Origin of the sequence: Rahnella sp. PAMC25559 (assembly GCF_050632365.1) — a bacterium.
GTDB classification, from domain to species: domain Bacteria; phylum Pseudomonadota; class Gammaproteobacteria; order Enterobacterales; family Enterobacteriaceae; genus Rahnella; species Rahnella rivi.
In genome coordinates, this window is the sequence record NZ_CP192543.1 from 79,782 (window position 1) to 106,331 (window position 26,550).

Annotated in this window: 40 protein-coding genes; 9 read left to right on the forward strand and 31 right to left on the reverse strand. The window is 52.8% G+C overall.

All coding sequences use genetic code 11. The annotated features are described in order from the left end of the window. Genes ACQZQY_RS01585 through ACQZQY_RS01665 form a run of 17 tightly spaced genes read right to left on the reverse strand, consistent with a single transcriptional unit; the run spans nt 1 to nt 13,742 of the window. Nucleotides 1–585 (reverse strand): phage baseplate protein, encoded by a 585-nt coding sequence (locus ACQZQY_RS01585; protein ID WP_414070870.1) that lies wholly within the window; start codon nt 583–585, stop codon nt 1–3. Next, nucleotides 585–2,795: a transglycosylase SLT domain-containing protein gene (locus tag ACQZQY_RS01590; protein ID WP_431296489.1), complete on the reverse strand. Its 2,211-nt coding sequence runs from the start codon at nt 2,793–2,795 to the stop codon at nt 585–587. The genes ACQZQY_RS01585 and ACQZQY_RS01590 overlap by 1 nt, the downstream gene beginning before the upstream one ends. After that, nucleotides 2,785–2,940: a DUF6889 family protein gene (locus ACQZQY_RS01595; RefSeq protein WP_072158137.1), complete on the reverse strand. Its 156-nt coding sequence runs from the start codon at nt 2,938–2,940 to the stop codon at nt 2,785–2,787. The genes ACQZQY_RS01590 and ACQZQY_RS01595 overlap by 11 nt, the downstream gene beginning before the upstream one ends. Before the next feature lie 35 nt (nt 2,941–2,975). Then, the gene (locus tag ACQZQY_RS01600; RefSeq protein WP_431296490.1) at nt 2,976–3,401 is read right to left on the reverse strand and encodes a phage tail assembly chaperone; all 426 of its coding nucleotides are present in this window, start codon (nt 3,399–3,401) and stop codon (nt 2,976–2,978) included. Between the two features lie 3 nt (nt 3,402–3,404). Further along, nucleotides 3,405–3,845 carry a DUF3277 family protein gene (locus ACQZQY_RS01605; RefSeq protein ID WP_431296491.1) on the reverse strand — a complete coding sequence of 147 codons (441 nt, stop codon included), beginning with the start codon at nt 3,843–3,845 and terminating at the stop codon, nt 3,405–3,407. Between the two features lie 9 nt (nt 3,846–3,854). After that, a complete protein-coding gene (locus ACQZQY_RS01610) occupies nt 3,855–5,000 on the reverse strand; it encodes a DUF3383 family protein (RefSeq protein ID WP_431296492.1) in 1,146 nt (381 codons plus the stop codon). Between the two features lie 3 nt (nt 5,001–5,003). Further along, nucleotides 5,004–5,549 carry a phage neck terminator protein gene (locus tag ACQZQY_RS01615; RefSeq protein WP_431296493.1) on the reverse strand — a complete coding sequence of 182 codons (546 nt, stop codon included), beginning with the start codon at nt 5,547–5,549 and terminating at the stop codon, nt 5,004–5,006. After that, nucleotides 5,539–5,928, reverse strand: coding sequence for a head-tail adaptor (locus tag ACQZQY_RS01620; protein ID WP_414064431.1), 390 nt, complete (start codon nt 5,926–5,928; stop codon nt 5,539–5,541). The genes ACQZQY_RS01615 and ACQZQY_RS01620 overlap by 11 nt, the downstream gene beginning before the upstream one ends. After that, nucleotides 5,915–6,478, reverse strand: a complete 564-nt coding sequence (locus tag ACQZQY_RS01625) for a hypothetical protein (protein ID WP_431296494.1) — start codon at nt 6,476–6,478, stop codon at nt 5,915–5,917. The genes ACQZQY_RS01620 and ACQZQY_RS01625 overlap by 14 nt, the downstream gene beginning before the upstream one ends. Continuing rightward, complete coding sequence (locus tag ACQZQY_RS01630; RefSeq protein WP_431296495.1) at nt 6,475–6,879, reverse strand: DUF4054 domain-containing protein; 405 nt, start codon at nt 6,877–6,879, stop codon at nt 6,475–6,477. The genes ACQZQY_RS01625 and ACQZQY_RS01630 overlap by 4 nt, the downstream gene beginning before the upstream one ends. After that, on the reverse strand, nt 6,845–7,213 hold the full coding sequence (locus ACQZQY_RS01635) for an STY1053 family phage-associated protein (RefSeq protein ID WP_431296496.1): 369 nt from the start codon (nt 7,211–7,213) through the stop codon (nt 6,845–6,847). Before ACQZQY_RS01635 ends, ACQZQY_RS01630 begins: the two co-directional genes overlap by 35 nt. 42 nt (nt 7,214–7,255) lie before the next feature. Then, nucleotides 7,256–8,194: a DUF2184 domain-containing protein gene (locus ACQZQY_RS01640; RefSeq protein ID WP_414064428.1), complete on the reverse strand. Its 939-nt coding sequence runs from the start codon at nt 8,192–8,194 to the stop codon at nt 7,256–7,258. 14 nt (nt 8,195–8,208) lie between these two features. Continuing rightward, nucleotides 8,209–8,703 carry a structural cement protein Gp24 gene (locus ACQZQY_RS01645; RefSeq protein WP_431296497.1) on the reverse strand — a complete coding sequence of 165 codons (495 nt, stop codon included), beginning with the start codon at nt 8,701–8,703 and terminating at the stop codon, nt 8,209–8,211. A 9-nt stretch (nt 8,704–8,712) separates the two neighbouring features. Further along, on the reverse strand, nt 8,713–9,948 hold the full coding sequence (locus ACQZQY_RS01650; protein WP_431296498.1) for a DUF2213 domain-containing protein: 1,236 nt from the start codon (nt 9,946–9,948) through the stop codon (nt 8,713–8,715). 2 nt (nt 9,949–9,950) lie between these two features. After that, on the reverse strand, nt 9,951–10,631 hold the full coding sequence (locus tag ACQZQY_RS01655) for a phage minor head protein (protein WP_414064425.1): 681 nt from the start codon (nt 10,629–10,631) through the stop codon (nt 9,951–9,953). Nucleotides 10,632–10,647: 16 nt separating this feature from the next. Continuing rightward, the gene (locus ACQZQY_RS01660; protein ID WP_431296499.1) at nt 10,648–12,123 is read right to left on the reverse strand and encodes a DUF1073 domain-containing protein; all 1,476 of its coding nucleotides are present in this window, start codon (nt 12,121–12,123) and stop codon (nt 10,648–10,650) included. Between the two features lie 2 nt (nt 12,124–12,125). Then, a complete protein-coding gene (locus tag ACQZQY_RS01665; RefSeq protein WP_431296500.1) occupies nt 12,126–13,742 on the reverse strand; it encodes a TerL protein in 1,617 nt (538 codons plus the stop codon). A gap of 73 nt (nt 13,743–13,815) precedes the next feature. On the opposite strand from ACQZQY_RS01665, the gene ACQZQY_RS01670 reads away from it, so the two are divergent. Beyond that, nucleotides 13,816–14,034, forward strand: coding sequence for a HEAT repeat domain-containing protein (locus ACQZQY_RS01670; RefSeq protein WP_414064422.1), 219 nt, complete (start codon nt 13,816–13,818; stop codon nt 14,032–14,034). A gap of 35 nt (nt 14,035–14,069) precedes the next feature. On the opposite strand, the gene ACQZQY_RS01675 is transcribed toward ACQZQY_RS01670, so the two are convergent. From ACQZQY_RS01675 to ACQZQY_RS01735, 13 genes are all read right to left on the reverse strand, one after another. Further along, nucleotides 14,070–14,672, reverse strand: coding sequence for a terminase small subunit (locus ACQZQY_RS01675; protein WP_431296501.1), 603 nt, complete (start codon nt 14,670–14,672; stop codon nt 14,070–14,072). A 51-nt stretch (nt 14,673–14,723) separates the two neighbouring features. Continuing rightward, nucleotides 14,724–15,044, reverse strand: a complete 321-nt coding sequence (locus ACQZQY_RS01680) for a GrlR family regulatory protein (protein WP_414064420.1) — start codon at nt 15,042–15,044, stop codon at nt 14,724–14,726. A gap of 103 nt (nt 15,045–15,147) precedes the next feature. Then, nucleotides 15,148–15,603, reverse strand: coding sequence for a lysis protein (locus ACQZQY_RS01685; RefSeq protein ID WP_431296502.1), 456 nt, complete (start codon nt 15,601–15,603; stop codon nt 15,148–15,150). Further along, the gene (locus ACQZQY_RS01690; RefSeq protein ID WP_431296503.1) at nt 15,600–16,130 is read right to left on the reverse strand and encodes a lysozyme; all 531 of its coding nucleotides are present in this window, start codon (nt 16,128–16,130) and stop codon (nt 15,600–15,602) included. Before ACQZQY_RS01690 ends, ACQZQY_RS01685 begins: the two co-directional genes overlap by 4 nt. A 1-nt stretch (nt 16,131) precedes the next feature. Next, nucleotides 16,132–16,437 carry a hypothetical protein gene (locus ACQZQY_RS01695; protein WP_213050923.1) on the reverse strand — a complete coding sequence of 102 codons (306 nt, stop codon included), beginning with the start codon at nt 16,435–16,437 and terminating at the stop codon, nt 16,132–16,134. A 269-nt stretch (nt 16,438–16,706) separates the two neighbouring features. After that, complete coding sequence (locus ACQZQY_RS01700) at nt 16,707–17,390, reverse strand: antitermination protein (protein ID WP_431296504.1); 684 nt, start codon at nt 17,388–17,390, stop codon at nt 16,707–16,709. After that, complete coding sequence (locus ACQZQY_RS01705) at nt 17,387–17,743, reverse strand: RusA family crossover junction endodeoxyribonuclease (protein ID WP_431296505.1); 357 nt, start codon at nt 17,741–17,743, stop codon at nt 17,387–17,389. Before ACQZQY_RS01705 ends, ACQZQY_RS01700 begins: the two co-directional genes overlap by 4 nt. Beyond that, nucleotides 17,743–18,165: a YbcN family protein gene (locus ACQZQY_RS01710; RefSeq protein WP_431296506.1), complete on the reverse strand. Its 423-nt coding sequence runs from the start codon at nt 18,163–18,165 to the stop codon at nt 17,743–17,745. Before ACQZQY_RS01710 ends, ACQZQY_RS01705 begins: the two co-directional genes overlap by 1 nt. Then, nucleotides 18,165–19,556, reverse strand: a complete 1,392-nt coding sequence (locus tag ACQZQY_RS01715; protein WP_431297235.1) for a replicative DNA helicase — start codon at nt 19,554–19,556, stop codon at nt 18,165–18,167. The genes ACQZQY_RS01710 and ACQZQY_RS01715 overlap by 1 nt, the downstream gene beginning before the upstream one ends. Then, nucleotides 19,556–20,632 (reverse strand): replication protein, encoded by a 1,077-nt coding sequence (locus tag ACQZQY_RS01720; RefSeq protein WP_431296507.1) that lies wholly within the window; start codon nt 20,630–20,632, stop codon nt 19,556–19,558. Before ACQZQY_RS01720 ends, ACQZQY_RS01715 begins: the two co-directional genes overlap by 1 nt. Beyond that, nucleotides 20,629–20,820 carry a ClpX C4-type zinc finger protein gene (locus tag ACQZQY_RS01725; RefSeq protein WP_431296508.1) on the reverse strand — a complete coding sequence of 64 codons (192 nt, stop codon included), beginning with the start codon at nt 20,818–20,820 and terminating at the stop codon, nt 20,629–20,631. Before ACQZQY_RS01725 ends, ACQZQY_RS01720 begins: the two co-directional genes overlap by 4 nt. A gap of 252 nt (nt 20,821–21,072) precedes the next feature. Then, nucleotides 21,073–21,393 carry a CII family transcriptional regulator gene (locus ACQZQY_RS01730; protein WP_431296509.1) on the reverse strand — a complete coding sequence of 107 codons (321 nt, stop codon included), beginning with the start codon at nt 21,391–21,393 and terminating at the stop codon, nt 21,073–21,075. Between the two features lie 37 nt (nt 21,394–21,430). Further along, nucleotides 21,431–21,670: a hypothetical protein gene (locus ACQZQY_RS01735; RefSeq protein WP_431296510.1), complete on the reverse strand. Its 240-nt coding sequence runs from the start codon at nt 21,668–21,670 to the stop codon at nt 21,431–21,433. Nucleotides 21,671–21,738: 68 nt separating this feature from the next. On the opposite strand from ACQZQY_RS01735, the gene ACQZQY_RS01740 reads away from it, so the two are divergent. After that, nucleotides 21,739–22,437 carry a LexA family protein gene (locus tag ACQZQY_RS01740; RefSeq protein WP_431296511.1) on the forward strand — a complete coding sequence of 233 codons (699 nt, stop codon included), beginning with the start codon at nt 21,739–21,741 and terminating at the stop codon, nt 22,435–22,437. Between the two features lie 411 nt (nt 22,438–22,848). After that, nucleotides 22,849–23,142, forward strand: a complete 294-nt coding sequence (locus ACQZQY_RS01745) for a hypothetical protein (RefSeq protein ID WP_431296512.1) — start codon at nt 22,849–22,851, stop codon at nt 23,140–23,142. 68 nt (nt 23,143–23,210) lie between these two features. Here the strand turns inward: ACQZQY_RS01745 and ACQZQY_RS01750 are convergent, their stop codons facing one another. After that, nucleotides 23,211–23,444, reverse strand: coding sequence for a hypothetical protein (locus ACQZQY_RS01750; RefSeq protein WP_431296513.1), 234 nt, complete (start codon nt 23,442–23,444; stop codon nt 23,211–23,213). A 10-nt stretch (nt 23,445–23,454) separates the two neighbouring features. Between ACQZQY_RS01750 and ACQZQY_RS01755 the strand changes: the two genes are divergently transcribed. From ACQZQY_RS01755 to ACQZQY_RS01780, 6 genes are all read left to right on the forward strand, one after another. Further along, nucleotides 23,455–23,661 carry a hypothetical protein gene (locus tag ACQZQY_RS01755; protein WP_431296514.1) on the forward strand — a complete coding sequence of 69 codons (207 nt, stop codon included), beginning with the start codon at nt 23,455–23,457 and terminating at the stop codon, nt 23,659–23,661. A gap of 522 nt (nt 23,662–24,183) precedes the next feature. Beyond that, the gene (locus tag ACQZQY_RS01760) at nt 24,184–24,345 is read left to right on the forward strand and encodes a hypothetical protein (RefSeq protein ID WP_431296515.1); all 162 of its coding nucleotides are present in this window, start codon (nt 24,184–24,186) and stop codon (nt 24,343–24,345) included. Next, complete coding sequence (locus tag ACQZQY_RS01765) at nt 24,336–24,527, forward strand: hypothetical protein (protein WP_431296516.1); 192 nt, start codon at nt 24,336–24,338, stop codon at nt 24,525–24,527. Before ACQZQY_RS01760 ends, ACQZQY_RS01765 begins: the two co-directional genes overlap by 10 nt. Then, entirely contained in the window at nt 24,505–25,176 is a 672-nt protein-coding gene (gene exoX, locus ACQZQY_RS01770) for an exodeoxyribonuclease X (protein WP_431296517.1), read from the forward strand. The genes ACQZQY_RS01765 and exoX overlap by 23 nt, the downstream gene beginning before the upstream one ends. Further along, nucleotides 25,176–25,859 carry an ATP-binding protein gene (locus tag ACQZQY_RS01775; protein ID WP_416122056.1) on the forward strand — a complete coding sequence of 228 codons (684 nt, stop codon included), beginning with the start codon at nt 25,176–25,178 and terminating at the stop codon, nt 25,857–25,859. Before exoX ends, ACQZQY_RS01775 begins: the two co-directional genes overlap by 1 nt. After that, complete coding sequence (locus ACQZQY_RS01780; RefSeq protein WP_431296518.1) at nt 25,859–26,542, forward strand: hypothetical protein; 684 nt, start codon at nt 25,859–25,861, stop codon at nt 26,540–26,542. The genes ACQZQY_RS01775 and ACQZQY_RS01780 overlap by 1 nt, the downstream gene beginning before the upstream one ends. The last annotated feature ends 8 nt before the right edge of the window (nt 26,543–26,550 follow it).

Consider the following 26,550-nt stretch of genomic DNA (forward strand, 5'->3'; position numbering starts at 1 on the left):
TCATAATCCAAACGCCCCCTTCGCGCCACTAAACAGTGTCAAAAGCAGAGAGCTATTGGCGGTCTTTACAGACTTCGTGCCGGTGTTCTGCAATGACGCGGTGCTGACGCCTTCCTGCATATCGGCTTTATCCGCAACAGTAATGCTCTCAGTCTGTGAAATAATGACTTCACGGAGCGTGAGCACGCACATCAGCACGTTCTCGCTAGTTCGGTCTGTCGTCACATCGATGGCGCGGATCAGCATGTTGCTGTATTGCCGCTTACCCGTGGTCACATCGAACGGTACCCGACTAGCCTGCAGGTCGAGAATTTGCTGATAAATCTCCTTCGGGCTGGTGCCCAAGGAGATACCGAGAGCTGAGGTGTCGGCAAAATCCAGCAACGAGCCGCCGCCGGAAAAGCCGATTTCCATAGTGACTTCTGACGGGCGTTTATAAGCGTGATCTGAGACAGGTGCGCCAATTTCCACCGGATGCTCGGTGATTTCTAAAGCGTCCTGATGCTTTTCAGAAACCACCACATCCGGGATGATCAGGCCAATTTTACGCGACCGCTGGTTGAATAATACGGATAGGACGTCCATTAACGCGGCCCTCTCGATACCTGTTGCGCGAGGCGTGAATTAACACCGGTTTGCCGGTCAGCTACTTCCATACCGGCGCGGGTTGGATCACTTACGCCATGAATATGGATGTTGGTTTCCTGACTGACCGTCTGGTTGCCTGGCATGTTGCTGAGCACCTTCGGCACGTAGTTCCGTGTTTCCTGTGGCATTAGCGCCATCCCATGCTTCTGGACGTTACCGATCCCCCAATTGTACGAAGCCAGCGTTTTCTCCAGATCGCCGCCATTCATCTTCATCAGCTGGCTAAGGTATTTGGCGGCCGCCTGCGCGGACTTAACCGGGTCAAAAGCGTCGTTACCCCTGAGCCCCAAATCCTTACCTGTTTTAGGCATGATTTGGAACAGGCCCTGAGCACCCGCGCCGGATTGCGCACTTGGGTCTCCGGCTGACTCAGTGATGGCCACGCTTTTCAGTAATCCTTCTGGCAGCTTATACAGCTCCTCGAGTTTGCTGAATGTCGGCTGCAGCCAGCCAAGCAGAGCAGCACCGGCCGTTGTCGGCTTAGGTGCTGTGACGCCTTCAGGCATAACACCAATGCCAGTGGATGAAACCGGACTGACTTGAAGAGTGGCCAGATTGACAAGTCGTAGAATTGCATCAGTGAATCCATCTGCAAATTTCTGGCTCTTTATCCTTTCAACGGTTTCGTTGAATTGGCCGGCGACGGTGCCTGGCAGATCGGCATTTCTTACTTTTCGCGCAGACTGGGCGTGCTGTTCTGGCTCATTATCTGGTAGTTGATCTCCCTGCTGATGCTTATACCAGCCACCGGCCACCCATCTTTCGCTCAGGTCTTTCCAAAACCCCAGCGCCTTACCCCGCATTTCGAGCGCATTCTTCTCCACGCCGGGCATCGCCGATGGATTGTTTTTACCCTGAGTGAAGAGGTCTTTGCCGAGTTTGGCAACGTCCGACCAGCGGCCGTCCTGTATGGCGTTAAGCAATTTCCCGATGGTGTCGAGCATTTTCGCCAACTCACTAAACTGGTGAGTCAGGTTGTCCAGATCCCACTTAGCCGTCCATGTTTTCGGGTCAATACCAAAAAGCTCGCCGACCTCTTTTGTCAGGTTTTTGATGCTGCCGACCAACCTGTCGAGGCTTTTAAGCGTCGCCTTAATGTTGGGCTCCCACTTATCCCAATCAATTAAGCTCTTACCCCCCTCCTTCCATGTTTTATAGTCATCATAGAGGCCAATGATGGCGAGGCCCAACGTGGTTATAATGCCGATCGGAGAGGCAAGAAACGCGCTGTTAAGAATACGCCAGGCCACTATCAATCCGCCAAACGTGGCGATCAGGCGTTGCGTTCCGCTATCAAGCTCCTTCCACCAGTTACGAATATCGCCAGCGGCCTGTATTAAGCGGAATACCACCCGCCCAATCACGTCGGCCAGCCAGAGCAGGCCTTTGATGCCCCGCGTGATGGTTTCTTCTATCTTCGGGAAGTTATCGAGAATTTGTTTGCGAAGGTTATCGATCGAGCCCGCCAGCCCTTCGGCCAGGTTAGAACCAATCTTATCCCGCGCCATGCCCGCCATTTGCCCGAATGCGTGCAGGGAGGTCATGAATTTATTGGCACTGACCGCCGCGGTGTCAGCGTTATAGCCGATGGCTTTGGTCATCTGTGAATATTGCGCGCTGAAATTACCCAGGCCGCGACGCATCGCCAGCAGGGTGTTTTCATCAATGCCCAGCATCTGCGCATAATGATTAGCGCGGTAATACGGCATGCTGCTGAGCTTCTGACCGACGCCGGTGAAGACGGTTGCCATGTCGCGCATGTTGCCTTTGGCGTCACGCGTCTGGATCCCCAGCCGGTTTAAAAAACTCTCCGCGCCGGGGCTGTTGCGCATAAACCGGGACAGGCTCTCCAGTGAAGAACGCGCACCGTCAACGCTCCCGCCCATCTGCGAAACGGCATAGCCGATTTGCTGGATACCCTGCACCGTTGCGCCGGTGCGCTGGGAAGCCCAGTATAGATTATCCAGACCGCTGGCAATCTTCGCCGTGAACGCCACCACCGACAACGCCGCTCCCTCGACTACCGCAGCCATTTTGAACACATTGGCCGTCACGCCAACGATCACCGAATCGAACTTCTTCGCGCCAGCGTCATCGATTTGGAAACCGAGACTGATCAGGAAGTCCTTAATAGTTTCAGCATCCATCGTTATCCGCTCTCCATTTCGCTATGCGCGCTTCGTTATCGTTTTCCATCTGGAGGTAATCATTCATCAGAGCGATGTCGCACAGATCAACAGCGCCCGACTTCAGGTCTTTCATGTCGAGCTGAAAGGCCTTCGCCGGGCGCATGATGAAATCCAGATTATCCGGTAATGAGTTGAGCGTTATGCCTCCGGAGGTTTGTCCATCGGCGCTGTAGGGAGTTCTCGCAAAAAATTTCCCAGCGAGTCGCCTACCACGCGGCCGACGATTTGCAACATTTCCAGCATGTCCATATCGTCGAACGCGAGCACCCCGTCCTGAAATACCGGCGCCCATCCTTTCGCGTGCTTACGGTAGGTCACCGTCAGACAGGGGAAGATCACCGCGTTGGCGTCGTCTTCACTCAGGTCTGAAAGTGACTGTGCAATCTTCGGCAGCACCTTCTCCATGATGCTGACCGCATCTTTCTTCGCTGCCAGAGTCTTGATAGCTTGGAATTCCGAGAGCATGCCGGACAAAACAGGCAGCAACTTACGGGACACCTTGAACTGGTCGAACACGCTCAGTTTGCGGATCTGATACGTATTGCCTTTGATATCGAATTCCATCGATTAAAACTCCCCTAACAGTTCATCCACTTTGCCGCCGTCAAACACCCACGCCACCGTGCCGCCATCTTTGGCGTTAGCGAAATCGGGTTGTTTTTGGAAGGCTGCGGAACGGATGGTGGCCAGGTCACCGGATGCGGAGTTGCGGACAACGAATACGTTTTTACCCCACAGCGCAGACGACTGGCTTTGCGCGTTGTACGCCAAAGACAGCTTTTTATTCACCGGCGACGTTTTGAGCAGAGTCACGGTAATAGTACCGGCTTTACCCGCATGAAGGCTGTGCATGACTTCGCCATCAGCGCCCACCGTCATGGTGTTCTTCGCTTCGGCCATTGCAACGGTGATCCCTTCCTCGGCATTGGCGGCACCATAGCCCAGATCAATAATGCCGGTCGGGCCGGTCATGGATGCTGAAACATCCATAAAGGAATAAGTAGGCATTTTTTATCCTTATCGAACGACGTTGATTTGAACGTCAGCGAAGTGAACAGCGCCAGCAAGTTTGCACGCCACCTGAATGAGCGGAGCTTTACGCTTCTCGCGGTCGGCCTGCGCCTGCGTGCTCAGCGGGTTGGCATAAACGTAATAGCCCTTGGTGAGCGTGTCGCCCGGACTGACCTGCCCGATAGGGCCACCATTCCAGATGCCCGCGGCAACCAACCCGTTAGAAACCGCCTGATCCATAGATTGCTCAACGTTGGTCAGCAGACGCGTAGTACCGGCTTCGGTCTGCGGGATTTTGGTCGTCGAGGTATACAGCAGGTTGAAAAGGTTGGTCTGCACATAGTTTTGCAGCCAGTCGAGGCCGTGGCGCTCATCAAAGAAATCGCCGTTGGACATCACGCCCTGCTGAATGATCGCCGTGTCGTTCGCGTAATACACGAATACGTTGGCATCCTTCGCATCGAGCGCCGCGGCCTGCGCCGTAGTCAGGGTTTCGTAGGTTACGACCGGCTCCTGCTTAAATTTCAGGGTGATGGTCGTGTTATTGCCGTTGAAATTCACGGTAAATGCCCGACCGAACGCCGACAGCGCCGCATACTTGCTGGAGGATGAATACTGGCAGAACGTGCGTCCATAACTGCCTGCTTTCAGCTTCGACGCCAGGTCGGTCGTTGTTGCAGTCACCAGCGTATCCGGATCCTGAGTGGTCACCGCAAGGATGCGGGAAACGCTCGCTGATTCGATAGCGGTAGCCACAGACAACACGTCGGCGTCCACCAGCGCGTCGGTGTGAGCAATGCCCAGGCCGTACCAGTTGGTAAACTGCAAGACAGCGTTAACAGCCTGCAGCAGAGTTTCCGGCGTGCCGGTTTCCGCTGTAGCGATCGTCTTCGCCCAGCGCCCTACGTAAACCTGAGTCGGTGCGGGTGATTGCGAAAAAAATACCGTAGCGGCTTTGTATTCTTCGCTGGTCACGCCAAAGTCTGTTCCGATATCTTCGGCACCGCTGTACAGGCGGATGCGCTCGGCGATCGGAATAACCTCGGATGGGCCGAGAATGAGCAGAGCGCCAAAATTGCGCCCCGTTGCCGCCGTCGGCGACATGATGACGTCAACGTTGACGACATTAGAAACAGGTAAGCCCTGTGGCATGGTTTAATCTCCGAAGAAGGAAACAGGTGCTGATAGGAAGGTTTTGATTCCATAGGTACGGATCAATTTGCGGCGCAAGTAAATGGTCATGTCATAGCGCCGCACCCACTGGTTGTTGATCAGTTCGGGTGCTGAGGTGAGCTTGGTATATGAACTAAGAGACAAACCGAGCGCGTTGAGCTGGGCATTATTCTGGGAAACCTTCAGGCCATCGCGGAACTGTGAACCGACGCCCTGACTGCCTGGACCGTAGAACGAAGCCATGCATTGGATTTGTTCGTGCTTCCACATTTCAGCGGAATCGTCAGTCTGGTTTTGAAAGGCTGGGTTGGCATCGTCAGAAATATCCATAATCCCGAACGCGCACCAGTTTGTGTCCTGCGGCGGCAACGGGGCCTGCGTTGGCGTCCACCGGGGCCGGACCATTTTGGCAGGTAACCCGGACAAGCCTCGCACCCACTGACTTAGTTTTCGCTCTAATGCCTCGTCGTCATCGGGCGGGTCACCGGTCGGTGTCAACCATCCGGCAGTGGTGGTGTCATTGCTCAATTGGCGTTCCCCCATCAAACGGTAGCAACTCGCAATGCGCCTGAACAAAACCAGTACCATAAGCCGTATAAGGATCGACAAACGTTACGCGGTAGTCCCTGTTCTGGTACGTCACGATATCCGCATCAATGCCCGTCTGTCCCTGCGTGAGCCGCTCCGTGGTGATAATGAGAATTGCACCTGTTACTACCTGCCCCGCCTGCATGCGCCTCGCCTCAAGCGAGCGATCAACGGTCACGACTCCGGTAAAGGTTGATGTTGTCGGCGCATTGGTAGCAAAACCGTCATCGTCAACAGACTGAGCGTTGCGTGTCACGACCAGTGAGAAGTCTGCAAAGTCAGGATCGAAGAGGATTTCAGTCACATCAAGATTCGGCATTTTTATCCCTCACGACATAGGTGATGGCGCGGCGATACTGCCCCTGGTCTATCAGCGGTCTGGCGTTCGCGTTGTCTGCTGCATTACCGGCTGCGCGGCTGGCAAGTTCTTTCGCGGCACCTTTTCGGCCCCGAGCGGCACGTGCTTTAAGTGTGCTCTCGGCCAGAGGGGTGAAACCGGTGATGGTCATGTATCGTTTAACGCCATCGGCAGCGATCATCCCGGCTGCATTTAACGCCCGGTCAGCTGCCGCTGCATCTCCCTCAAGCGCCGCAGTAGCGGCCAGCTTTAGCTTGTCCACAGTGCGATTCTGTACTGACTGAACGCCGGGAGTTAGATGAGGGCGCGCTGGTATATTCTGTGCGGGCGAGCCTTTTTCGTTGATATACCCGATCGCTGCGTTCCCGATGCCGGGTTTCTCTCCATCCTCCGGTTCCCGTGTATCAGCAGCCTGAGGAATACCCACCAGAACATCCCGTTTAGTTAATTTCAGAAGCGCAGACAAAATGTCCTGACTTCTGTCAGCTCTCACCGTCAGACCACTTTTCATAGCTGGATCCCGCCAAAGCCGAACATCGAGATGTATTGCCAAAACTCCGATCCGTAGCGCGTGTTATTCCAAAAGCCCGCATCGGGATTTAAAGTGGCGCTGGTGTCATACCCCATGCTCACCTTATCCACAGACTTTGAAGTAAGAACACCGCTGTTGCTTCCTCCTGCACCGCCGACTGCTGCAGATTTGCTGTCGCTCGAGTAAAGCGCCAGATAATGTGCAACGAAGAGCTCAACGATGTAGGGAAACAATTCCGCCATCGCAGAACCATCGATTAACAGGTCGGCAAGGTTGAGGCGGAATTGAATAACTGTTTCAGGGTATTTTGTTGCATCGGAGAACTGTGGAAAGTCGCGTCGAAAATCACTTACTGTCGGTAGATTTCGATTTTTTGCCATCGTTGGCTTCCTCAACAACTGGCGCTTGCAAAGCCGCCAACTGAGCGGTCAGGCTGTCGATCTGCTGGGTCTTTTCTTCGCAGCCCGTCTGGAGTTCGACGATGGTTTTATCCTTCTCGGCCAACTGAGCGGTCAGGCTGTCGATTTGTGACTGAAACTCTTTCGTGTCAGCAGCCGCCTTTGCTTTACCAGTAATGTCGGCGTGCGCCTTAACGAACCAGTGATCCGCCACAAGATCATCAACAGTATGCTCGCCAGTTTCAAAGCGCTGACTGGCGCCATCTTCAAAATTGAAGTTGAACGGCGTATGAACTCGGATAGTTTTTTTAGCCATGAAATGTTCCTTTAAGCCCCTTACGGGGCTTGGTTTGGGAGTTTAAATGCCGTCCAGATAGGCCATGGTTTCAGGGTATGGCGATTCCACCGCTCCCAACTTGCCGTAGTAGGTTGTCAGCTGGTAGATACCGCGATACTGAATCGGTACGTTTTGCAGCGGAACCATCGGGAAGCGGACATATTTCTTATCGTTGGTGTAAGCCACCATACGATCGGTACCCCCTACGCCTGCGCCTTCAAGCCATTTCACCGCGTAGATATTTAGTGGTACACCGTTCTGATGGAAGGCGATGGTGTTTTGTTGCAGATAGGTCAGGAGCGACTGATTACCGGCATCGGATACGATGCGCTGTGACAGAAGCGCGAACGCTTTTGGTGGAAGGCGCAGATCACGCGGTACCAGGGTATAACCCGAAGCCATCCATGCATCGGTCAGGATCTTGTTGATTGAATCCAAGATTTCCTGATTAGTGGATGATGCCCAGGTCTTTGTTGCATTACCCAGAGAAACGCCGGTGTAGTTGAAGAGACCTTTCACACCCAGCTGGCTGTCGCCCCGATAAACCTGTTCGTCGGTATCCATGTTCCACTTCAGTTGCATGCCATCGAACTTCTGCGTATCTACCGGACGGCCTACTTGGGCAGCGGCGGCCAGTTCGACAACGGTCCAGCCCAGCTCCATACCCCAGAGAGTCAGTGGGAAACCAGTTTTGGCAATGTCGAGATTCACACCCGCGATAGCGGTGGAGTTCTTACCAATCCAGTTTTTACCATTAGGATTTGGCGTACCCGCTGCGGCAAACGAGCTATTGGTAAATGAGCTGATGTCATCAGCAATAGAGACGTCTTCGCGCAGTTGAATATCGCGCGACCAGGTGTACCCCACCAGAGGCATGTTCAGAGTCTGATCGAGGCGCTCAAGTTCGCCGATCAGGAACGCGCCGGTACCGTCTACGGTGGCTTGGTCAAAAGTAAACATAGTTAGCGGTTCCCTTAGATGTTGTAAGCGATTTCGGCATTGCCGGTAGCATCGCCAGCGCCAGTAAATGTTGCGTTTGGCAGCACTACCGTTTCATCGGTGATTGCTGCCCCCAGAATTGCACCCAGCGGGCTGGCGGCCGTCGGATTGGCATTGCGCACGTAAACCGGTGCGCCTTTAGTAAGATTCACAGCGGTGCTGCCGATGTTAACGGTCATATAGCCGCGCTTCATCACGTCACCGCTGAAGTTGCTGGTGTTACCAACCTGACGAACCAGATCCGGCGTCGATGTGGTTGGGTACGGGCGGACGTAAAGCCCGGTAATGACGGTGGCAGGATCTGATGCCACCAGCGGGATAAATTTGCCATCCACACTGTCTTTACCGGCGAGACCGTAAAAGCTGAAAGTATTCGCAGCATTCAGGATTACCGGCTCGGTGGTCAGGTCTTGCGGGCGTGAGATAGCCCCGGCGATGCCTACTGGCATCCGGTACAGGTATGCGGTCATTGATTTACCTTATTTTTTCCAGTGAGCTGCGTAAGCCGCGTTAAGGGCAGCCGGAGAGTTTTTATTAGAGGCGTCAAAGGCGCTGATGCGCCCTGAGTTAACAACAGCGTTATTCCGCGCCTTTGCAATTTCGCTGGCGGAAATGAATGTGGCGTCCAGGGTCGCTTTGGGCATTTTGGCAAAGTCCGGCGCAGCGCCAACCAAAGGCATCAGAAGCGCGTGTCCTTCAGTCGTTTTGAATGCAGCATCCATTACTGAACGCTTGAACGATGCCAGCTTGCCACCTTCAGGCAGTTTAACGCCTGGCATGATCAGGTCGGCACGCGAAATGACACCCTGCTGATAAGCCGCATCGGTGGTCATTTTCTTCTTTTCGTCCAATTCGTCAGGATCGTCTGAGTCAGTGGTGTCCGTGCCAGGATTAATCAACTGCTGGACCAGAAGCGCCAGCGCATCGACTTTCTTCTCAAGCTCGCCTACCGCTGTGCTGCCGCCTTCTCCGTTCTCGTCAGTAGTCAATCCGCCAAGCTCTTTCTCTGGTGGCAGGGGCTGAGCTGGGTTAATAGTAATATTTACTGCCCGAGCCAAATCAAGGCTTGGCTCGATCAGCTCTGCTGGCGCGTTATCAACCAGTTCAGCCAGGCCATCGGCATCCTTGGTTTTAATCGCTCGTTTCAGCTGGCTTAACCAGCCCTGATTTTTGGTTGTCATGAATCTGCTATCTCCGATTGAACAACGAATACCTGCACGCCCGTTGGGTACGCTCGCGCAGTGGTTACCGATAATGGTGTGTTGCCGTGCTTTGCCGGGTCCGCTTTGCTCGTACTCAGCGTCGTAGCCCATGGAGATCTGGTCCTGACCATCCATCACTTTTTGAATACCCTCGGCGGTTTTGATATGGATATCGCCGAGCATCAAATCTGCCTGATCGCCAGTGCCGCGCCGGACGTTTTGAATATGGCCGTGAGCGTAGTCTTTCCAGTTCCCCGGATTAACCATGTCCTTAGGGTGACCGAGGGTGAATGCCATACCTTCGAATGAGGCCAGCGTTTCTGGACGAAAGACTTCGTCAGCGTCTCGAGTGACGACGATCTCGCCATCCTCGTCGCCGATCAGGCCTTCCAATTCGCTTTCGTCGTATGCCTGCATGCCGGTGCGCGCGATTGGCACGTCTTTACAGAGCAGCGAGCCGTCGGCCATTTCAAAGCGGGTATTGCCCAGGCGAGTGGTATAGAAATATTTCATTATCAGGCCTTAGTTCTAACCCTCACTGATTTGCCATCGACCGAGGCAATGCGAATCCCGTCGAGAGTTTGTCGAGCGTTAGAAGCGAAAATATTGGAATGAGGGATTTCCACTTCTGGGTAGCAACGGCAATTGGGAAACTGGCCCGCGTGGCCGGTCATACCATCAAGCGTTGGCGGGGAATCCCAGCGGACATATTTCCCGTTCATTTTGGCGTGAGATGGCCGAACGTCGCCGTCCTCTGATGTACGCCAGATATATCCCTCGGAACCAATCGCAACCGAACGGGCCTGAGTGATTGCCGTCGATGCTCGCCCAACTTCTGTGCGGGCAATCAATCGAGCTCGCGAGGCGGCCACATCGCCCGTTCGCATGATTTCTTTTTGCAGCTCGCTTGAACGCTTACCTGACACCACGGCTTCAATAGCCTGATTGTGGATGTCATAAACGCGGTCGGCAGCTTCGAGAGGAAGGGATTTGAAGAGTTTGACTTGCTCCGACATCATGCTTCGAACAGCGGGGCCAGTGCTGCTATCCATGATCTCACGCAGTCCGTCGGAAATGGCTAGTGACCTGTCACGCCACATCGCATCATCCGAAATTTTCAGCGTTTCGATTAGGCGTGCGGATACTGACTCGGCCCAAGGTTCAATCAGGTCCGCATAACGCTCCAGCCGGTCCATGATGTCGGTAACGCTATCATTGGAACCATCGTAAGAGCCCTCGACGATTGCTCCGACTGCCTGCGCTATCTGTCGTAATTGTGTTCCGAGCTGGCGCTCCGCCCTCTTTAGGTTGGGAGGCTTGGACAAGATCGAGGTCTTTCTCGCTCGGCGGCGGGAGATCGCTGGCATTATCAATATCCTCGTCGCTTATAGTTCCGCCCAGCCCGGTTACACGTGACGTCTCCTGCAGATGCTGTGCACCGGCTTTCTCAGTCATAAGCCCGGCATCAACTGCTTTAACCGTCGCATCAACCACCTTGCCGGCCGTTTCTGCACGATCGCCGTCAGGTGTCTGCCACAGTTCGTTGAACTCAAACGAGAAGTCGTCCGGAAGTGGTTTTGAGAACATGCTCATGTGCAGCACGGCAAACAACTTTCTAACCGGTCGCCGCAGCTTGCGCTCCTGCTGAGTGGACACGTTGTCGTAATAGTTTGAGAGGTCGGCGTCGCCGGTAGAAAATCCTGCCGGTGACTGGCCGAACAGACGAACCAGTGGAATACCGAACGCGCCGGATACCTGCTGCCCGAACTGCGCCAGCACATCGCTGAGCCCGGCATACGAATAGGTGTGCGCCTCGAATTTGTCTTTGGCGTCCATAATCGTCATGCCTTCGTTGCTCTGGTATTGGCGGATCATGTCCATATGCGCCATCAGCGCTTTGAATGCTGGATTATCTTTGCCCATTGCCAACAAGCCACGGAGCCCCTCGATGCTGTAGGTGCGCAGGTGTGCCTTATAAACCAACTGAGCCACGCCAGTAGTAGCGGAATCGAACGCTAAGAGCCGGTCGAAACAACGCTCGATCACTGACATGCCCCAGTCGTTTTCAGTCAGGCGCTGCTGATATGGCAGCGTGACGCCATCGAAACGAATGAGTCGCGAATGGTGAATCTTCCACGGAGGGATGCCCGTTGCGGACGTCACGACGCGGTAGAACTCTGGCATGCCAAAGTCCGGCCCAATCTCTTTGACGCGTTGCTCTGTGGTCGCGTTGAGCATCCACCGATCCATTACCATGATGCCTTTGAAGGAATCCTTCTCAATCGCTTCAATGCGTAATGGCTTCGAATAGTTCTGGCCGTCGATGAGGATCACGCCTACCGCGCCGCCGTATAGCCGCGCCCATTTGAGCGTGTCGTTTAATGCCTCCCACAGTCCCATCTCATCCCAAGCGTTATCGAGCTGCTTTTTGCGCCCGTCCTCCAGCTTAGAGGTAATGGTAATCCCCTTGCGGGTCATGTCGTCGGGAACGGCATCAACGCCCACGCCAACCAGCCATGATGAGCGATAAGCCTGCTCGACCAGAAGCCGGTTGCGCGACGTCCAGTTGTTCTTGTAGGTGCTGGCGCCCGACTGATTTGACTCGTTCAAACCGAGCCGGGCGACAAAGTTTTCGTAACTGTCGTGGGTCGGAATGCTTATCGACTCGACAGATTGTGTTTCTGACATATTCAGCCTCTGCCGAGTTGCGCCCAAATATCCAAGGCGGTATTCATTGGCGCGTACGCAATCATGACCGAGTCAGCCAGGTTGGGTGACTTCGTGCCATCAGGTTTTTTATCCACGATGATTTTGCCCACTCCGTTGACCGAATAAGTGGGTTGTGACAGTTCTGAGATAAGCTTCCCGCGTTTCTCAATGTTGCCGCATATCGAAATGATGTCGTCCGGAGTGAAATCCATGCCCTCGACCACGGCGCGATACGTCTTCTGAAACCGCGTGCGCAGGCTCCACCAGCTCTGAGCTTTGGCGTTAGCGAAGAAGTCTTTATTGAGACGCCCAGGCTGTCCGTTGTCGCCGCGCACAGCTTCCGCATCGGGATCAAAGACACTTCCACTACCGCGAAACGGAGTAGCCATTATTTGATGCTGACTCTGTGCCTCGCGCTGCTCATTGATAACGCGGGCATCACCGCGCGCGCCAGCACCGAGACCATCGCTGTCGAAGCGGTAAGTTTCGAGACGCTGATCGTCGCAGATTCCAAACGCTCTCTGAATCGTGCCGAAAATGTCATCGCCCTTGCCTGACCACTCTTCGACATTCTCCAACAGGAAACCGTGCCGCGTCGTGAATGCGTTGGTGTCCTTACCTTCATCGGCGATATCGAGCGCCCCCATCCGTTGGCCGGTTGGCTGAATGCCAAGCTTTTCATGAGCATCGATGGCGGCTTGTACCCAAGCAGACGGGATCAACACGCCCTCAACGGACGCGTTGTAGTTGATGTCGATTTCCTGCGCGATAGTGACCGGGTCAAGATTCTCGACCTGCTTGGCATACCAGGCGTCATCTTTGCGAGGGTCATCGCGCCAGTGAAAAGTGAACACTTTAATTTTGCCGCGGTGACGGCGCTCAGCGAATGAGTTTGCCATGCCGTTGGGCGTGGATACGTCCTGGCGGCAGTTCGTTGTCGCCGAAAGCGAGGCATCGACCAAATACGGCCGCTCCAAGAATGCTGATTCGTCGACAATGTAAAAGCTGGTTCGGTCACCACGCCCGATCCCGTCGCCCGCCTCACCGGTCATGGCCGATTCGGTATCAGGGAATAGGATTCGCATGTGTGGTGCGTGCTGCTTGACGCTCCAGCCGCCGCGAAACTCAGCAGGCAGCAGGGATATGAAATTTCGAGCCTTATCGAATAGCGACTTCGGGGAGCCGATCTTATCGACGTATTCCTCTTTACGGGAGCCGAAGCCAGCGAATACGCCGCGATTGAACAGGCAGAGCGATGACGCCATGCCGACCGTCAGCCACGACATGCCCATGTCACGCGTCTTTTCCGTAATACCCGGCTCGGCGCTGCGCCAGCGTTCAACGAACCACTGGATCCACTCCTCCTGCTTCGGGAACAGCAGGAACGGGATGCGCGCTGGCAGTCCGCGTTCGACATTGCGCGGATCCACGGTCATGCCCCAATCGATGATGAATTGAGCGGGATTGTCTTTGTAAAAGGCTTTGAGAACCGGAAGTAGTTGCGGGTCTTGCCGAATGCGCTGGAGCCTCTCCATCCGCCATTCAAAAACCTGCATGTAGTCCGGCTCTTTGAAATTAAACGGGAATGGGATCGGCATAATTACACCAAGTTTATTGATCTAAATAAATTATGGTTACATAGTTAATTCCCACTTAAAAAAAGGAGGTAATATGCAACTATCTGTGACAACTCGGCTTTTGGAATTAACACAAGAATTTAATAATCAATTCAAGATTGCCGCTATATATGCTTTGGGAGAAGGAGGACATCCGACGTTATCAGTTACCACTCGTTTATTAGATTTAACGCGCGATCAAAGCAATGATGTAAAAGAAGCAGCAATTCGAGCCTTAGGACGCATCAATCGTCCTTCTGCTCCAAAAGCGTAAAGCATCGAGTAATGGTCGTCTTTAATAGGACGACCTTATCCCATCATTTTCCGGTACGCCTCCGCCGCTTCATCAGGCGTCAGGTTCGATGTTTGGATCGGGCCGCCGCCCGGTCCGCTAATCTCGGTTTTCTTCGGCGCTTCCCAGCCTTGCAACTCGGCCAGCTGTTTAATCGCCGCTTTCGGATCGTGCAATTTGAGCTTTAGGCCATCTTTGCCAGCAGTAAGCTCTGATATCGCGGCGAGGTGTTCCGGCTTCAATTCGTCCGAGTTCTTAAAAGCCCAGGTGGATTGGATGACCGGATGCCCGTCATCATCTTCGCCAACAACCTGTGTCCCGAATGTAGCAAGGTCAGCAATGGACGTGCGCCCCATTACTGTCAGCCGCTCGAGCGCTTCCTGATACGTCATCACAGCCTCAGAAACCTGTTCATGCTGCACGGATTTCAGAAACGCTTTTACGTTAACATTTGCATACAAACGGGAGGCGGCGGCACGGAGAGCATCACCTTTGGCTTTGCCGCCCGATTTCTTGTAGGCGTCAGTTTGATTTTTGCCTTTCAGCAGCTGCGTCACGTATTTTTTTTGTAACGCAGTAAGAGCAGCGAAAAGCGCCTTCTGTTCATCTGTCAGCGTCATTTTCACTCCATAAAAAAACCGCCCGGAGGCGGTTAGAATTTTGTGGGTACGTTATATCAAATTACCAATATGCTTGGCTCGGACGGAAAGCTGTGCCTGTGGCGCTTCATTAACAGAACCTTTCAGGTTATAGCCGCCATCAACCTCTTCCAATAACAAATTAATTGTGTAGCGATTTAAGCCAGGAATAACATTGGTTGCCCGAGCATCGTGCTGGGTGACATGTAAATCAAGCACATTACCGTGCACTTTACCCTGATATGTAAATCCGAAATCTCCACCGTTAATGGCCCCATCTTTCGCTACTACAGTGCCATTACCTACATCATTATGATTGCTGCTAAAAACAACATAATAAATACCGTCTTTCATGGTGATCCCTTGAAGTTATAACGATGGCGCCAGAATAGTTCTGACGCATTTGGGTTATGGGGACTATTTCAACAGCATTCAATATATTTCCAAATAAAACATATTATTTTTGACATTGATCACGCACGTACTGTTGGAGTCCGGTCAATTGCTTGTTGATGGTTTCGATTCGACCTCTGAGGGTGAAATAATCCCGTTGAGCGGCGTCAGTAAGTCTGGCGCTGGTGCCATCATCCAGGCTGGTGGTGCCGGGCGATTTGTCGGTGTGCGGGCAGGTTGCGTTGAGTTGCAGCCGCTGACGGCCAGCAGCAACATCATCATGCAGCTTTTCAATATTGGCCTTAGCATCTGCCAGTTCTCCAGTATATTTGGCATCAAGTGCAGCGACATCGCGCTGACGCACCTGCATATCATCGATCGTTTGTTGCCGTTCTTGTGCAAGAGACGCTGCTTTATCAGCCCGAGCGCTTTGCTTACTAACCTCACCGAGCAGGATATAAACCAGCATCGCCGAAAGTAATAGTTCCACGCCAACAACCACCCATGCTTTCATTGTCATCCATCCAGTCCCCAGCACATCAGTTCACTTTCCTGATCCCGGCGTTGAACTTGCCCGAAGCAATTATTTGCTCGCACGTTGCAGTCTTTGCCACCGTCACGCACCCAGCGCTTTATCTCGCTGCAGGCGCCGTGCTTATCGCCAGCGTTGAGCTTGCGGTAGAAAGTGGATGAGAAACATTTCGAGGGGCCGATGTTGTAGGGGCAGAACGAGGCGATGCCAGCAATCTGAGGCTGGGTAAGCGGAACGCTGACGTTTTTCTTCACCCAGGCAATCGCCTTGTCTGACTCCAGCCGATTCACCTGCGCGCACTTTGCCGCGGTCAGCTTCATACCTTTATAGACTGGCTTACCGTCGACACGGATTGCGCCACGGCAGATCGTCCACAGGCCGGTGCCATCTTGATAGGCAGTCAGGCTGTTACCTTCTTTCTCATCCAGCAGTTGATCGAGAATAGCCGGGGCAGATGCGCCACCCAATACCAGCGCCAGCACAGCGGCACTAAGCTTCGTTTTATAATTAGCCATATCAGCCTTCCGCTTTTGAAAGCGCTTCGCTGATCACCTTCGCGGCGGCTGGCTTTTCGTGAGCTGGTTTAGCCCGCGCGTCGTCAAGATAGTCACTGACAATTTTGGTGCGCTTTTCATTTTCTTTTCGTGCCTTGCGGGCGTCCAGGCGACCACTGACATACGACGCAAAGGAAATGATCACGCCGATGAGGCCAAACAGCATGTAAACCATGTCTTGAGTGGTGAAACCGCAGGCAGCCGCTATCGCAGCGAACCACGCAAAAAACTGCGTGACGATGTTTCCTGAGCTTTGGTCCATTTTCATAGTCTCCCCCTCCGGTCATCCGGTTGGGTGCGTAGTCGAAGATAATTTAGCGGCGCAGTCCTTTTGCGAAAGGATGAATGGTTAGCTGATTGACTGGCCGCCAAAACGAGAAAAGGCCGCCGAATTGGCAGCCTCAGAAACGCAGAAGCCCCGGCGAGTGCCGAGGCTTAAAATCATTGGGTTATTAAAATCCCATCATTGGGAGAAATCTATTACACTTTCGGCAAGAATGCAACTAACGCGTCGCTAAAATTAGCAATAAGTTGAAATTATGCCGCCATCGTATCGCTACGCGTTATTTTCATAAACTGCGCGTCTGCCTGGGATTCTTCGGCCTCGCAGCGACTCAACAGTTCATCATACAAAGGTTTCCAGTTAAGGGACCAAGTACGCTGAGGCAGATCAGGGAGCAACGCATTTACCGCCCGGTAAGCGCGTGATGACGGGGAAGCTTTCAAACCACTACCATGACAACGCGGACATTCACGCTCCTCAGGCTCACTAAATTGCCCTTCGGCCAGGCCCATCAAAGCATAATCGCAAACAACTCCCCCGCCGTTCGCCAGCGCTATCGCTGCAACTATTCGGCGGCCTTTGCACTGCGGGCAGCGCACATGAGGATCATCTGCGGTTCGGCAATAAACCTCCACCGCCTGACCACAGAGAATCAGCATGGCCTTTGCCATTCGTCGACCAGCAACTTTGCCGATGGTTACTGGTGCTATCTTCATGGCGATCTGCGCCAGCAACTTCACGGCCTTGTCCCTGCTCTGTCGGTCTTTCATGTGTTTTGCGAAGAACAGAGCGAATCCCAGTTCAGCGCGCGCCTGCGCCATACCCAGAGCAGCCATCACATCGGTACCGGTCAGGGCAGCAGATGCTGTCGCGCGCGATGAGTCGCTGATCATCAGGCTTTTCGGTGAAAAATGCTTTATAGCTGCTTCGAGATTCATGCTGTTTCTCCAATAATTATCTGACCGGTTTCACCCCAAATCTTAGAGACACGACCGTCCCAGATCCGGCAGTCGTCTTCGAAAATGGCATCGAGCAATGCTTTTTCCAGATTGTCCTTGTCTGGTTTCTGCTGGTGCGGTTTGCCAGCCATTTCTGTCTTTTTCTTTTTGCTCCAGCTGGCGGGCATGGGCAATACAAACGTGACGTGCCAGCCGCAATCAGGCAGAGAAATACGGTTTAGCCGCACCTCGTCGCAGAAGGCGCGATAACGCAGCACAGGCGGGCGCTGTTTCCAGCGGTCTCTCTGCGTCATCCGTGGCTTAGGAATGGGCGTTATCGCGTAGGTTTTCATCAGGCTCCCTGTTGTGTTCTAAGTTGCTGGTATTCGCATCGGTCTGGAATGGTCAAGCGGATGCCGCGCTGACGCGCCCACGTATTGAGCTGATCGAGATAAATCGTCATTTCCCCTGTGTCGAGCAGCTTGGTCGATTTCACGTAGCGCGTTTCACCCATGACGGTGATCGCCTTCGCCGGGCAATAAATCTCTTTAAGGTACTCATGCAGCTGCTCGCCGGTGAAAGTACCCTTTTCGGCTTTGACGAGCTGCCCGGCGATTTCGCCGTTCCATTTCCAAAGCAGCGCGTTCTGGCTTACTGAACGCTTGTCATGCCACTCTTTGATGCTGACGCGGTAGCGCTTACCGGATGCGACCAGCTCTTTCAGTACAGGCCACAGCTGCGCCTTAGTGGTTTCGTGCAAGCAGAAGTCATCCATCAAAAATCCTCCTTCCCATAACGGCGGCCTGCAGCTGCTGGCGCTGACTGGCGCTGTTTGCACATCTCGGCGGCGTGCGCCTGATCGGTCGGTTTGAAATGGCCGTTTTTGAACTGCTGGTAAACGGTACCGAGCTCACCAAATCGGTTCTTGGTAACGATTATTTCAGCGAACGGCGCGGCAGGGCTTTCCGGGTCATACACCCCTTCGCGGTACAGCATATAAATCCCGTCGGCGTCCTGCTCGATGCTCCCCCCGTCGCGCAGGTCGGAGTTAACCGGGCGCTTCTGGCCTTTCGGGCGTTTCTCCACGTCGCGGGACAGCTGGCTGAGGGACATCACTGGCGTCTTCAGATCTTTCGCCATGCGCTTCATGCCGCCAGAGATGTGGGCGATCGCCAGATCGTTTCGTTCGGCGCGCGGCTTCTCGATCAGGCCGAGGTAATCGCACAGGATGAGTGAGAGATTTGGGTATTTCCGTTTGTGCCGTTCAGAAATTGCCCGGATCTGCTCAATGGTCAGTTTCGACGCATCAACCACCCAAACCTGCAGGCCAGACAGACGCTTAATGCCCATCGATACGCGCGCCCAGTCCTCGTCGTCCATCCGTGAAGGTTTGCGCAGTGAGGAAACAGGCATGTTCGCAGCGCCAGCCAGCTGACGCTCGATGACCTGCTGCGCACTCATTTCCATGCTGAAAATCAACACGCCGCGTGGAATTTCCTCTTCCCCGATGCGAATTGTGCTTTCCGCCACGCCTTCGGCCACGGTCAGGGCAAACTCGGTTTTGCCCATACCAGGGCGCGCAGCAACGATGATCAGATCCTCGTTGTTCAGGCCGCCGGTGATTTCATCCAGCTCAGGAATACCGGTTTTCAGGGTATCCGACTCCTCGCCGTTCACAAGGCGATGCTCAAGCACGTCGCCATATGAGCCCATCAGCTCATCGATGTGAATGGGCTGAACCTCATCCGCCGGCCGGTTAATACTCAGCACCTGACTGACAAATTCCTGAATGGTGTCTATCGCTCGTTCATGGTTATTCGCGCCGGTGATCTGGTCGTAATAGGTTTCCATCAGCTGGGAGAACTGGCGGATCTGTGAGAACTCGCCGACGATGCGTGCATAGCCTTTCAGGTTGGCCGCTGACGGACACTGACGCATGGTTTCCATGACGTTAGCGAACTGGTCATTTCCCATTGCCTCCGCCACCAGCAAGCTGTCGATCAGGCCGCGATTGTTGGCCTGACGCTTAATTTCTTTGAACGTGTCGCGGTAAAACGGCACTGAGAAAGCCTCATGGCTTAGAGTGGCCAGCACATCCGCCGCGTCTGGGGTATAGCCGTTCAGCAGCAGGCCGCCGATCACGCTGGCCTCAATATCGGTATTGATCACAGGGTTCCCTCCCGCACTTTGCGCAACGTCTTCGGCTGCATCAGGTAATCGAAATCTGCGCGCCAGCCGAGGCCGTCAGCGCCTCCAAAATAATATTCACGGGCATCGGCAAGGAACGCCCTAAAGTACGCACGGAAACCTTCCGGTGTCTGTTTGGCAAGATGGCTCGCCAGCTCACGGATAGCGATCGAGCGGTCGCGGTACAAATCGGCTGGCGCCATGCGCCCAGCGGTCACTTCGTTGTAGGCATCAATCACGGCCTGACAGTCGATGTCTACGCAGGTTTTCTGCCAAACTTCGGCGTCAGACAGATAGCCATCAAACCGGTTTACTCGGCAGATGTTGGCAGGCTTCGCCACGGTGTTATTCCGGCGCTTCCACTTCTGCACTACCCAGCGAATAACCAACTGCAGGTCTTGCAGGGTGTAGGCGCTGCGAGACTGGGTTTTAGTCAGAAGCACTGCGAATGGTTCTGCAGAACGGCAACTGCCTTGGGTGATCTCGTTGTAATACTCGAGAGCCTGTTTTGCATCTGCCAGAACTTGTTCTGAAAATTCCTTCCCGGCTTCCCCCTTGGGGGCTTTAGGGGGATCTGTTTTTAATGTCTTTGGAATAATGTCTATGGTGTGACCCTGATTTGGTGACACTACAACCCCCATTTTGGTGACACTTTTTGTCACCGCTTTGGTGACAGTGTCCCCGTTTTGGTGACACTGACTAAAATCCCATTCCGAAACGTTCTTATTTGGCCCAATCCGGTTGCCTTCTCTTATGATTATTTTCATAGAGATAAGCTCGTTTTTAGCCTCGTTTACTTTCTGGCGCGGCAGCTTGCAGATGTCGGAAATTTGCTGATCTGTCATGCGGTCAGATTTCTTATTCCAGCCATAAGTCAGCCGGAGAACGGCAAGCAAAACTTTGTAATGGCGACGGTTGAGATTTGCGCCTGCATACTCTTCCAGAAGCATTGTTGCCAGCCGTGTATACCCATCATCGAGATCGGCCACGCGACGCTCCACGACCTGCAAATCAGGCCTAATTGGCACAACGATATCTTGAGCGGTATTCATCATTTTGTTTCGATGCCTCCGCCAGATTTCTCATTGGATTCAAAAATAATTTCCACGCAGCCGAAGACGCATTTTTGGCAAATGCAAACACCAGGACCGGCAATTAGCGCGCCTTTAACTTCAACGTTGTTCTTTCCGCAGAATGAACATTTATGAGTGGCGGCAATCTTAGCTTTTGAAGAATCATTCATCTCCTTTCTCCTCATGCTGAGCTTTCACCTTCCGCCACTCGGAGGCGAAACGTTGTTGAAAAGCCTTTGGTGCGGCGCCAATAGGATCGGCAGGTCGAACGTAGTCATAGCGCGTAATTTCACGGGGTTGCGTTGGACGCTTGTTCTTGTGCATAATGGTTAAAACCTCAGTGGTTTTTAAAGAAGTGATGGCCGTACTGTTCGCGCAGTGCGGCTTTTCTTTTTGGTTTGCAGTAACCCATTTCCATGCCCTCAGTTAAAACCAATAGGCTCCGGGCGCATGCGCTCAGCCTTCATCCCGATTTCAGCCAGGGTCTCCATCGAGAACAAATAATCTCGTCGAACCAGCACCGCCTCAGGTGGCGCCAGCTGAATGCCCAGCGCCGCAAGGAACTTGCAGAACTGTTCAATGTTCCCCTGCTTCCACCGGCTTATGGTCGATTCATCCATTCCGATTTCGTCAGCAATAGGCTTCTGCCCATGCAGTTGAAGCTGCCGTAAAACAAGCCGCTCCATATCACGTGGCTTGAGTTTTGGTAGTTCTGAGTTGCGTGTTGTTGCATTTGTTTCCATTTATCTTTCCCTTGTTAACTCGTGGTTATCACGCGGCTTAATCACCAACCGCGATAGATTTTTGCTTACTGATATCTAAGATTTCTGATTCAGAATATTTTCCTGCCGAAACCTCAGAGATTTTTTGTGCGTAACTTGTTTCGCCAGTGAAATCAGTGCGCGGAAGAGAACCACGAACGATCCACTTATAAATGGCGCGAGCACTAACACCACAAGCTGACGCAACCACAGGCACGCGAACTGCTTTAATCACGTCACCGAGTGTTTGTGTTGGCATATCAACCCCCTTTTAATGAACTTAAAGTACATTCTATGCCGGAACTGAAAGTACATGCAAGCAGATGTATGATTGAACTTATGGTTCATGATGAAAAATTGCGTGATGATTTTGCCCGGAGGCTTGCGCAGGCCTGCAAAGAGTTCGGGCTCGAGGAGCATGGCCGCGGTGTGAAACTTGCCAAGGCCATCGGTGTTACACCTAAAGCTGTCAGCAAATGGTTGACTGGCGAAGCCATGCCTCGACGCGAGCCAATGGAAGCTCTTGCAAAATATCTACGTGTAGACTTGGCTTGGTTGCAACTGGGTAAGCCATCAAATTCAGAACCGGCCAATGTCTCCTATATTGGCAAGCATAAGACGGGAAACAGTTTCCCTCTAATAAGCTGGGTCAGTGCGGGTTGTTGGCTTGAGGCTGTTGAACCATACCGGAAGGACGAGATTGAAATATGGCCTGAAACTACAGTTGATGCCAGCCCAGGTTCTTTTTGGCTGAGAGTTAAAGGCGACTCAATGACCTCTCCTATCGGTTTTACTGTTCCAGAAGGCATGATCATTCTCGTAGATCCAGAGAAAGAGGCATCTAACGGAAATCTGGTTGTCGCAAAACTCGAAAATGAAAATGAAGCCACCTTCAAAAAGTTCATAATTGACGCGGGACAGAAGTATTTGAAGGCGTTGAATCCCCAATATCCGTTAACCCCAATTAATGGTAATTGTAAAATATTAGGCAAAGTTGTTGATATAAAATGGGAATTCATACCTTAGAATATTCTCTCCTGATAGAACCGGCTTAGGCCGGTTTTTTTATGTCTGCTTATCAAAAAATATCTTTCCAAAAATTCCCTTTCCAATCAAATAAATAAACATAAAGTTCATTTTAACAATCAAAAAATGAACCTTTAGTACTTGCATTAAATGAACCTAAAGTTCATTATCATCCCATCGACACGGCAGGACGCCAACTAAGCAACACGCGATGAAGTGAGCGATGTAATCACTTCCGGCCCCGAAAGGGATCGACCGATAAGTAGCTCTTTAAGGGGGAATGTGATTTTACCCTGTCGCTGTCAGTGCGAGGCGACAGACATAAGACCACTAACCGAGACTGACAAAATGAAAACTTTAATTATCACTCGCGAACAGTTCCAAGATTTAGAAGACGCATATGACGACGCTATGTCTGATCGCAACGTGCTGCTTCTGCGTTCCATTAAAGCTGAAATGGTGGAGTGGATTGAAGCAGCCCACACCGAAGCGCTGGAAATGAATGACCAAATTGATATCACGCGGGTTAACGCTGCGCGCGTCCAATCGCAGTTTTACGGCGCGTACGACTATCCCCGCCGTCGCGATATCGTGGAGGCAGCCCACACCGAAGCGCTGGAAATTAACCAGTGTTTTGACTTTAACGTGCAGCAGGTCGAGTTGGCCGCCGAACATCAGCGCGCTGTGCTCGAACGTCTGGCTTAAGTGGCTTTACCACTGCCCCCGAAATGTCGGGGGCTTTGGCAAGGGTGCTTAAGAGTAAGGACAGGAGATTAGTGTTTCATTACTTGTTTTTTGAGCGTTTCAATACGCAATTCAATCAACCGGCGCTTGTGCTCTTCGATGTCTTCAAGAGTGTCGGCCATTGCGATCACAATGTAATCGACCTTAGCCCCTTTTATGAAAACATTCATGTTCTTCATAACCATGTCCGACATCTTTTCGACTGTAAAACTGTCCTGAGATTCACTGTGCAACAATACGAAAAAATCACCTTTAATTTCCATTGAGGTTCCCATGCACGAAGTTAAAAACGTAGCCGTCTTATTTCTCGATGACGACGATTTCCAGAATCCCAATCTTACGATCGGGGACGGAGCTTTAAAAGATGAAGTCGACAAGGCGTCACTTCATGCAGAGGTCATCATTTACAAAAACGTAATGATCAAAAACCGATTCGGTAATGCAGCAAAATATCCGTTCACACCATCATTGCCGCAATAAGCTACAGAGTTACAGCCCGGAGTACCGCAGCAATTCATTGGGCTTAAAAGTAAAGGCGGTGGATAGCTGGGCATCATCCCAGCACACAACTGAAAGAGCGCTGGCATGCAAAAACAATCTCGCAGCCGGGGAAGTACCAAAAGCCAGGATGGACCGGCAAAAACGCGGTAGTGCTCTTTCAGTTGTGTCGTAGCATAAAAGGCAATGCGCGGGGTTCCCTACCCCGGATCTGGTTCGAATCCAGCGACGCAGCTCTCTCCGTTAATCATCCAATGCTGTGTGTCTTTGCCCCATCCCCTTGGGGCATTTTTTTCACTCCATCGCAAAGAAGCCTGCCAGCGCGGGCGCTTTGTCATGGATTAAATCGGAGATTCAAATGCAACGAAATCCACTTTCAACAACGCCGCGCCAGCGCACCTGTTCATCAATGCATGTCGCTTTGCCGGTCGTCGTGTTCAGCAGCTGCTGCACCCAGAAACACAGCTGGCCGGTCTGGCTGACCACTCACGTACGGAGGACATCATGGAAATGAAACCTGACCAGAAAATCCAGTATCGCCACAAGCTGACGGGCGATGACGTTCGAGACTGGGAGCCGCTGACGTGGCGCGGTTTCTGGTTACCAACACTTTATATGTTGTTGGTGTCCGTCGTTCTGCTGGTGGCTGATTCATTATGGAAATGACAACCGCCGTAACCACTGATCAGCAGCTCAATAAAGAAACCCTCATTCTCCGCTTCTGCTTCGACAACCACGTATCACCGAGCGACCTCGACCGCCTGGCCGGTCGCCTGGCCCAGATGGAAGCCGTGGCGGACCAACGCACCGACACAGGAAATCAGCATGATTACTTTCCGAGTTATTGATACGGAAACTACGTCGCTCGAGGGTGGGATCGTGGAGATTGCCAGCGTTGATATCGTAAACGGCGAAATCTGCAACCCCATGAGTGACTTTGTAAAGCCCCTTGAGCCTATCAGCTTTGAGGCTATGGCCTTACATCACATCACAGAGGAAATGGTCGCGGACGCACCGCCTATCGATTCTGTGATTGATAAGTACCTCGGCGCTGATATCTACGTTGCGCACAACGCGGCATTCGACCGCGAGAAGCTCCCACAAATCACCGCACCGTGGGTTTGCACCCTTAAGCTTTCCCGCAAACTCTGGCCGGAAGAGAAATCCCACGGCAACCAGTATCTGCGCTATCGGTTTGGATTAGATCCGCACGTTCCTGATGGGCTTTACGCACACCGCGCACTGTATGACTGCTACGTCACGGCCACCACCCTGCTCTACATGAACAGCCTGGCGCACTGGAAAGTGTCAGAAATGCGGGATATCACCAATAACCCTTCGCTGCTGCACATCATGAAATTCGGGAAGTACAAAAACGAAACCTTTGCAGATATCGGTGCAAACAATCCCGAATACTTACGCTGGTGTTTATCGAATCTTGACCTCGACGAGGATCAGAAATTCACTATGCGCCACTACATGGGAGCGATGTTCTGATGGGTACTCCAGTTCTGATACTCGGGGACTCCGGCGCGGGCAAGTCGTACAGCCTGCGCAACTTTGAGCCAGAAGAATGCCTTCTGATCCAATGCATCCCCAAACTACTCCCGTTCCGTTCGAAAGGCTGGCGCATTCACGGCCAGCCGGACGCCAACGGCGAACCGCAGCGCGGCAACGTTTTCCGTACCGATGACTGGAATGAAGTGCAGGACAAGATCCAGCGCATGGTTCTATCGAAATCGCGAAAGGTGCTGATCATCGATGACTTTCAAGTCGTCATGCAGCACGAAAATATGATGCGGGCCTACCAGACCGGCTACACCAAGTTCACTGAAATGGCCGATCACGTCTGGCGGATTATCACCGCCGCCACGCAGCTGCCGGACGACGTTCGCGTTTACTTTCTCGCTCACACCGAAGAAAGCGAAGGCAAGATCCGAATGAAAACCGCCGGGAAGATGCTTAACGAAAAGCTTACCCCTGAGGGGTATTTCTCAATCGTTTTGCGCGCCATCAAAAAAGACGGGAAGCACGTCTTCCTGATCAAAGGTGACGACAACGACACGGCCAAAGCCCCGCCAGACCTTTTCCCTGACCAGTCCGAAATGGACAACGACCTCAAAGCTGTGGACGTCGCTATCTGCGACTTCATGTCTGATTCTTTAGGAGCAACAATCTGATGCAACAACCAATGAGCTTTAAATTCGATCCGGAAGCAGCCAAAAAGGCTGGCACCATGGGTATCTCTGAGAACGGCGCTTATGAAGGCGTTATCTCTTCCGCGGTTTACACCTTCGGTAAAGACGGCAGTCAGTCGCAGGCGCTGGAAATCAGCCTCGACTCTAACGGCGCGAAAGCCAACTACCTGCGCATCAACTATCTGGGCAAGGACGGCGAGCCGACGTTCGGCATGGGTCTGATCTCCGCCCTGATGTGGTCGGCAGGCATCAAAGAAGCAGCGCCAGTTCAGGTGCAGGGGCCGGACGGAGTTGAATGGCACAATCAGGGTTTGGTTGGTAAATCAGTTGGCCTTGTTCTTCAGAAAACCCTGTATACGAAAGCCAATGGTGGCGAGGGTTACCGGATGGAGATCCGCCAGGCATTCAAGTGCGGGACCCGTAAAACATATGCCGAGCACGCCGAGAACCAACCAGCTGAAGCCGTCGACAAGATGGTTGCCGCGCTGAAAGACAGAGATGAGCGCGATCCGAATGCTGGTACCAACGCGCAGCGCGCCAACGGCGCACCCCCCCCAGCAAATCCTTATGCCAACCAGACGAATCAGACCAGAACATCTGGCCTGCAGAACCGTAACACAGCATCACAGCCTGTTCAGGACTTCGACGACGACATTCCTTTTTAACAGCCAGC